This is a genomic window from Streptomyces sp. NPDC021356 (assembly GCF_040641015.1).
Classification (GTDB): Bacteria; Actinomycetota; Actinomycetes; order Streptomycetales; family Streptomycetaceae; genus Streptomyces.
This window is the reverse complement of record NZ_JBFACU010000016.1, coordinates 1-6,969: the sequence shown is the minus strand read 5'-3', so window position 1 is coordinate 6,969 and position 6,969 is coordinate 1. Positions and strand designations below refer to the sequence as shown.

Below are 6,969 nucleotides of genomic sequence, written 5' to 3'. Positions count from 1 at the left end.
GGGCTCCGCCGGGGCGGTGGGCTCCGCCGGGGCGGTGGGCTCCGCCGGGGCGGTGGGCTCCGCCGGGGCGGTGGGCTCCGCCGGGGCGGTGGGCTGCCGCGGCTCCGCGGGCGCGACGGGCGCCGTGGGCGCCGTGGTGGCGTCCGGGGAGGCCTCCGGCTCGTGGAAGGCCGGGCGGGCGTGGTGCCAGGGCGCGTCGGAGCTGCGCGGGGCCGTGGGCTGCTTCGGCTCCCCGGAGGTGCGGGGCGGTGCCGACTGCGCCGCCCGTTGCGAGGCGGAACCGCCGCTCGCGCTGCGCGAACGGCGGGGGGCCGCCGGTGTCCCCGGGGCGGCCGGTGCCTCCGGGGCCGCCGGTGTATCCGAGGCGCTCGGGGTGGCCGGGGCGCTCGGGGTGGCCGGGGTCTCACCGCTGGGTGCCGTCTGGCTCGCAGAGCCCTGGCTCGCGCTCCGCATCCGGCGCGGCGGCCTGGCGGTCGCTCCCCCGGCCGTCCCGCCCGCTGGCCCCGGTGCTGCCGGGGCTGCCGGTGTGCCCGCAGCTTCCGGTCCCCCGGTACCAGCCGTACCCGCAGTACCCGACGAACCTGCCGTACCCGACGAACCTGCCGTACCCGACGATCCCGCCGTACCCGCAGTACCCGCCGTACCCGCCGAACCCGCCGTGTCGCCGGTCTGGCTCGCCGAGCCTCCCGCGGCCGTGCGGGTGCGCCGTACCGGACGGTCGCCGGCCGGGCGGGCCGGGCGTTCGGCCGTCGGCCGGCCCGCGCCCCTGGCCGGGCGGGCCGGGGCGGCCGGGAGGCTGCCCTTCAGGGGGCCCCACTCGTTGGGGTCGGGGACGCCCGGCGGCAGCATCTGGCGCCGCTTGGGGCCGCCGTGCTCCGATTCGCCCGGCTCCTTCGCCCCCGGCCAGGCCTTGGCCACCCGGGCGGCCAGGACGAAGTCCTTGCGCAGGGGGTGGCCTTCGAAGGTGTCCGGGAGCAGGAGGTGGTCGAGCGCCGGGTGGTCCCGGAAGTCGATGCCGAACATCTCGTGCGTCTCGCGTTCGTGCCAGGCGGCGCCCGCGTAGACCTCCACGGCGGTCGGCAGGACCGGCGCCCCGTGCGGGACCGTCGTGCGCACGAGCAGCCGCCGCAGCGGGTTCAGCGCGACGACGTGCGCCGCGACCCGCAAGCCCGTGCCCGGCTCGTCGACCGCGCTCAGCCAGTCGAAGTAGGTGCAGCCCAGTTCGTCGCGGGCGGTCAGCAGCGCGGGGATCCAGGAGCCCGGCGGTACGTCGACCGTCAGGACCTCGTAGGACTCCTCCGCCGTGGCCTCGGGGCCGAACAGTTCCCCGGCGGGCGCGGGCAGCCAGCCGGCGCCGCTCATCGCCCGTCCCCTTCGACGGCGTCCCGCGCCGCGGAGCCTCCCGCCGCGGGCCGGTCCCCGGCCGCCGGCGGTTTCACCAGGCCGCTCTGCAGGGCCGCCGCCGACGGACGGGCCGCACCGCTCCCGTACCGCTCCCCCAGCGACTCCCGGGCGATCTTCTCCTGGAGCTTGAGGATGCCCTGGAGCAGCGCCTCGGGCCGCGGCGGGCAGCCGGGGACGTAGACGTCCACGGGGATGATCTGGTCGACGCCCTTGGTGACGGAGTACGAGTCCCAGTAGGGGCCGCCGCAGTTGGAGCAGGCCCCGAAGGAGATGACGTACTTCGGCTCGGGCATCTGCTCGTACAGGCGTTTGACAGCCGGGGCCATCTTGTCCGTGACCGTGCCGGAGACGACCATCAGGTCGGCCTGGCGCGGTCCGGGCGCGAACGGGATCACGCCGAGGCGGATGAAGTCGTGCCGCGCCATCGACGCGGCGATGAACTCGATCGCGCAGCAGGCGAGGCCGAAGTTGAAGACCCACAGCGAGTAGCGGCGGCCCCAGTTCAGGACGACCTTCATCGGCTCGGGGGCCAGGCGGGACAGGGCGCCGAGCCGCTTGGGCTCCGGGAGCGCGACGGGCTCGGGCACCGCGGGGTTCACGTCCATGCCAGGACGCCCTTCTTGTAGGCGTACAGCAGGCCGACGGCCAGGAAGCCGAGGAAGACGAACATCTCCACCAGCGTCGCCGCGCCGTAGCCGGGGGCGGCGAAGACCGTCGCCCAGGGGAACAGGAAGATCGAGTCGACGGCGAAGATCACGTACAGGAAGGCGTAGACGTAGTAGCGGACCTGGGTGTGCGCCCAGCCCTCGCCGACGGGGTCGACGCCGCACTCGTACGTCAGGAGTTTCTCGGGCGTGGGGACCACCGGGCGCAGCAGCCGGCCGGCGCCGAAGGCGACGGCGACGAACAGCACGCCCACGACGGCGAGCAGTCCGACGACCGAGTAGGAGTGGAAGTAGTCCGCCGCGACGACGACGGCCTGCCCCCGCGCCGTCTCCCGCAACGTCTCCGTCACCGTCCGTCCCTCGCTCCCCGACCTGGTCGGCCGCCTCGTGCCCGTGCCGCCTGTCCTACGCTCTGTACGAACGGGAGTCTAGGCCCTGATAAAGAGCGGGTAAGCAGCCCGTCGCACCGTGAGACGCGGGGTGGGGTTTTCCCCCGCCCACCAGGGCGGCCGACCTCATGGCGCCTTCGGCCGCCGCACGGCACGCTGGCTCGTATGACCGCACCTACCTCCTCTGCCGGTCCGGCCGCGTCCGGCGCCGGGGACCCGGACCGCGACCGGCTGCCGCCGGCCCGCTTCGCCTTCGACCTGCCCACCTGGAAGGAGATCACGTATCTCCTGGTGAACCTGCCCGTGTCGCTGGTCGGCTTCGTGTACGTCGTGTCCGTGCTGGCCACCGGCGCCGCGCTGACCGTCACCGTGGTCGGTCTTCCGCTGCTGGCGGTGGGCCTGATGGGGGCGCGGGTGCTGGGCAGGCTGGAGCGGAAGCGGGCGCGGGCGCTGCTCGGGGTGCGCATCGACGAGCCGAGCCCGCTGCCGCCGGCCCGCACGCAGGGGTGGCTCGGCCGGTGCTGGCTGATGCTGAAGGATCCGGTGGGCTGGCGGACGGCCCTGTACGAGTTCATCCGGCTGCCCTGGGGAGTGCTCACCTTCGCCGTCACGCTGACCTCGCTGTTCGTGCTGTGGCCGGTGCTGCCGTTCATCGCGCGGGGCCTGACCAACGTCGACCGGGCGCTGGTGCGCGGGCTGCTGTCGCCCTCAGACGAGCTGGAGCGGCGGATCGCGGAGCTGGAGTCCGACCGGGGTGTCGTGGTCGACACGGCCGCCGCCGACCTGCGGCGCATCGAACGGGACCTGCACGACGGGGCGCAGGCCCGCCTGGTCAACCTGGCGATGGGTCTGGGCCTGGCCAAGGAGAAGCTGCTGGAGGACCCGGACGCGGCGGCCGAGATGGTGGCGGAGGCGCACGGCGAGGTGAAACTCGCGTTGCAGGAACTGCGCGACCTGGCCCGGGGCATCCACCCGGCCGTCCTGACCGACCGGGGCCTGGACGCGGCGCTGTCGTCGGTCGCCTCGCGCTGCACGGTGCCCGTGAAGGTGACGGCCGATCTGCCGGCGCGTCCGGCGGAGGCCATCGAGGGCATCGCCTATTTCACGGTGTCCGAGCTGCTGCAGAACGTCAGCAAGCACAGCCGGGCGCGGTCCGCCTCGGTCGACGTGTGGCGCTCCGACGACCGGCTGCTGATCCAGGTGCGCGACGACGGCCGCGGCGGTGCCTCGCTGGACGGCGGCACGGGCATGCGGGGGCTGGCGGAGCGGCTGAGCGCCGTGGACGGCCTGTTCGTCGTCGACTCCCCGCAGGGTGGCCCGACGACGGTCACCGCGGAACTCCCCTGGCGGGACCGCACGGCCGGCTCCGCCGCGGGCACGGCCCCCCGCGCCAGGAGGGCCGAGAGGTCCAAGAGGTCCGGCAGCTCCAAGAGGTGAGGTCCGGCAGCTCCAAGAGGTAGGGAAAACCCCCGCACCGAGACGCCGACGCGCTCCATGGCCCGGCCCGCCCGCTGTCCAGCACTCTGGAGGCACGGCGGGACGACCGCGGGAAGCAGCACGAACACCCGGACGAACAGCAGCACACGAGGGGAACGGGACGACGCCCATGGCCACCGAGTACGGATCGCAGTACGGACAGGAGTACGCGCCCTACGGCGGGGCCGGGTTCTACGACGGCGACGGCGAGGGGCGGCGGCACCGGCTGCCCGCCGGGCTGCGGGCGCCGTTCGAGGCGCGCAGCTGGCGGGAGTTCGGGTACGTGCTGCTGAGCCTGCCGATCAGCATCCTGCTCTTCACGTACGCCGTCACGATGGTGTCGCTGGGCGCGGGCCTGCTGGTGACGTTCGTCGGCATCCCGGTGCTGGCGGGGGCGCTGGCGGGCTGCCGGGGCTTCGGCGCGCTGGAGCGCGTGCGGGCGCGCGGGCTGCTCGGCCTGGAGGTGGGTGAGCCGGAGCCGCTGCGGATGAAGGGCCACGGCCCGCTGGCCTGGACCGGGGCCGTACTGAAGAGCGGTGCCTCCTGGCGGGCGCTGCTCTACGCCCTGCTGCAGTTCCCGTGGGCGGTGTTCTCCTTCGTGGTGGCGACCGTGTTCTGGCCGCTGGGCTGGTCGCTGCTGACGTACCCCCTGTGGTTCTGGGTCTTCCCGATGTGGGCCGGTCAGGGCGGCATCCAGCTGTACGGCGACGAGCACCACCGGATCTACCTGGACAACCCGTTCGAGATCACGATGACCGCCCTGGTGGGGCTGCTGATCACGCTGGCCACACCGTGGATCGTCCGGGCGCTGACCACGGTGGACCGGGTGCTCGTGTACGGGCTGCTCGGCCCGTCGCGGCTGTCGGCGCGCGTGGTGGAGCTGGAGTCCGACCGGGGTGTCGTGGTCGACACGGCCGCCGCCGACCTGCGGCGCATCGAACGGGACCTGCACGACGGGGCGCAGGCCCGCCTGGTGGCGCTCGCGATGGATCTGGGGCTGGCGAAGGAGAAGCTGGCCGAGGATCCGCGGGCGGCGGCACGGATGGTGGACGAGGCGCACGGCGAGGTGAAGACGGCGCTCCAGGAGCTGCGCGACCTGGCCCGCGGCATCCACCCGGCCGTCCTGACCGACCGGGGCCTGGACGCGGCCCTGTCCGCCGTGGCCTCGCGCTGCACGGTGCCGGTGCGGGTGGAGGTGGACCTGGCGGAGCGCCCGGCGGCGGCGATCGAGGGGATCGCGTACTTCACGGTGTCCGAGCTGCTGCAGAACATCAGCAAGCACAGCCGGGCCCGGTCCGCCTCGGTGGACGTGTGGCGCTCCGACGACCGGCTGCTGCTCCAGGTCATGGACGACGGGGTGGGCGGCGCGGAGGTGTCCGCGGGGTCGGGCCTGGCGGGGCTGGCCGAACGGCTGGACGCGGTGGACGGGATCCTCGTCGTCGACTCGCCGGCCGGCGGCCCCACCCGGGTGACGGCCGAGCTGCCCTGGCGGCGCTGAGCGCGCACGGCAGCACGACCGGACCCACGGACGGAACCACGGACGGAACCACTACCGGAACCACGCGGCGAAAGCCCCACCGAAAGCGGGCGGCCGACGCGCGGACCGGGGCACGCACCGGGGCAACGCCCCGAAGCACGCAGCGCAAGCACACACGAAAGCAGCGACGGCGGCCTGCCGTCCGCGCCCCGAGGGCCGCGGGCGGCAGGCCGCGACGCGTGTCCCGACCGGCCGGACACCGCGGGAAACCGGCCGGAACACCGAAGGAACGCAGAAACCCTCCCCCCTTTCCCCCGGGCGCGGGCGCGGCAGAGTCCGGATGCTGGGATGCTGGACCATGCCGTACGCGCCGGACGGGCCGTGCGGGGTGCCGTGAAGAAGGCTGTGGGGGGCCGAGGATCGTGGAGGACAGGGTGCGGGTGGTCATCGCCGAGGATTCAGTGCTGCTCAGGGAGGGCCTGACCCGGTTGCTGACCGACCGCGGGCATGAGGTCGTGGCCGGTGTCGGTGACGCCGAGGCGCTGGTCAAGACCATCACCGAGCTGCATGACCAGGGGGAGCTGCCCGACGTGGTCGTGGCCGACGTGCGGATGCCGCCGACCCACACCGACGAGGGCGTGCGGGCGGCCGTACGGCTGCGCAAGGCGCATCCCGGTCTCGGGGTGCTGGTGCTGTCGCAGTACGTGGAGGAGCGGTACGCCACCGAACTGCTGGCGGGTTCCAGCCGAGGGGTCGGCTACCTGCTGAAGGACCGCGTGGCCGAGGTGCGGGAGTTCGTGGACGCCGTGGTCCGGGTGGCCCAGGGCGGTACGGCGCTGGACCCGGAGGTGGTCGCCCAGCTGCTCGGGCGCAGCCGCAAGCAGGACGTGCTGGCGGGTCTCACCCCGCGGGAGCGCGAGGTCCTGGGCCTGATGGCCGAGGGGCGCACCAACTCGGCGATCGCGCGGCAACTGGTGGTGAGCGACGGAGCGGTGGAGAAGCACGTCAGCAACATCTTCCTGAAGCTCGGTCTGTCCCAGAGTGACGGGGATCACCGGCGTGTTCTCGCGGTCCTCACCTATCTGAACTCCTGACCGGCCGACACTGGGGCGGTACGGGCCCCGATCCGGTCGCGAGTACGCCGGACGGGCGACTGCGGCGCACCTTCCCCAAGGAGGTCCCAAGAGCCGGAACGGCGTGGAAGAGCAGGGCATCGGACCGTCTCACGGGTGCGTCCAGCATGCGATCGGCACCGGGAGGGCATCCCTGACGGTCGTAGGGTTGGAAACCGGGAAGGTCTTCGCAGGGTCTTCGGGAGGCCGGTCCCACACAGCCGCCTCGAAGGAGGTCCAGTTCAGTGACCAGCCAGGTCAGCAGTCCAGCGGAACAGGCCGACACAACCGTCGTCGGGGAGCAGCGCAGGGCGGCCGGAGCGAAGGACGTCCGCCGTCTGGACCGGGTGATCATCCGTTTCGCGGGGGATTCGGGTGACGGTATGCAGCTCGCCGGGGACCGGTTCACTTCGGAGACGGCGTCGTTCGGGAACGATCTGTCGACG

6 protein-coding genes and 1 pseudogene are annotated in these 6,969 nt (G+C 73.7%); 4 read left to right on the top strand and 3 right to left on the bottom strand.

Annotated elements, in window-relative coordinates:
• The 3 genes from AB0G56_RS22195 to AB0G56_RS22185 all read right to left on the bottom strand — a co-directional run.
• The coding region (locus AB0G56_RS22195; RefSeq protein ID WP_360971917.1) for an NADH-quinone oxidoreductase subunit C at positions 1-1,362 on the bottom strand (1,362 nt) is incomplete at its 3' end.
• Positions 1,359-2,009 (bottom strand): NADH-quinone oxidoreductase subunit B family protein, encoded by a 651-nt coding sequence (locus AB0G56_RS22190; RefSeq protein ID WP_360971915.1) that lies wholly within the window; start codon positions 2,007-2,009, stop codon positions 1,359-1,361. The genes AB0G56_RS22190 and AB0G56_RS22195, both read right to left, overlap by 4 nt.
• On the bottom strand, positions 2,000-2,419 hold the full coding sequence (locus AB0G56_RS22185) for an NADH-quinone oxidoreductase subunit A (protein ID WP_360971913.1): 420 nt from the start codon (positions 2,417-2,419) through the stop codon (positions 2,000-2,002). Before AB0G56_RS22185 ends, AB0G56_RS22190 begins: the two co-directional genes overlap by 10 nt.
• A gap of 204 nt (positions 2,420-2,623) precedes the next feature.
• On the opposite strand from AB0G56_RS22185, the gene AB0G56_RS22180 reads away from it, so the two are divergent.
• The 4 genes and pseudogenes from AB0G56_RS22180 to AB0G56_RS22165 form a co-directional block, all read left to right on the top strand.
• A complete protein-coding gene (locus AB0G56_RS22180; RefSeq protein ID WP_360971911.1) occupies positions 2,624-3,895 on the top strand; it encodes a sensor domain-containing protein in 1,272 nt (423 codons plus the stop codon).
• A 169-nt stretch (positions 3,896-4,064) separates the two neighbouring features.
• Positions 4,065-5,432, top strand: coding sequence for a sensor domain-containing protein (locus AB0G56_RS22175; protein ID WP_360971909.1), 1,368 nt, complete (start codon positions 4,065-4,067; stop codon positions 5,430-5,432).
• 413 nt (positions 5,433-5,845) lie between these two features.
• Positions 5,846-6,505 carry a response regulator transcription factor gene (locus tag AB0G56_RS22170; RefSeq protein WP_360972245.1) on the top strand — a complete coding sequence of 220 codons (660 nt, stop codon included), beginning with the start codon at positions 5,846-5,848 and terminating at the stop codon, positions 6,503-6,505.
• A gap of 263 nt (positions 6,506-6,768) precedes the next feature.
• Positions 6,769-6,969 (top strand): annotated as a pseudogene (locus tag AB0G56_RS22165) (2-oxoglutarate ferredoxin oxidoreductase subunit alpha); the annotation flags it as partial.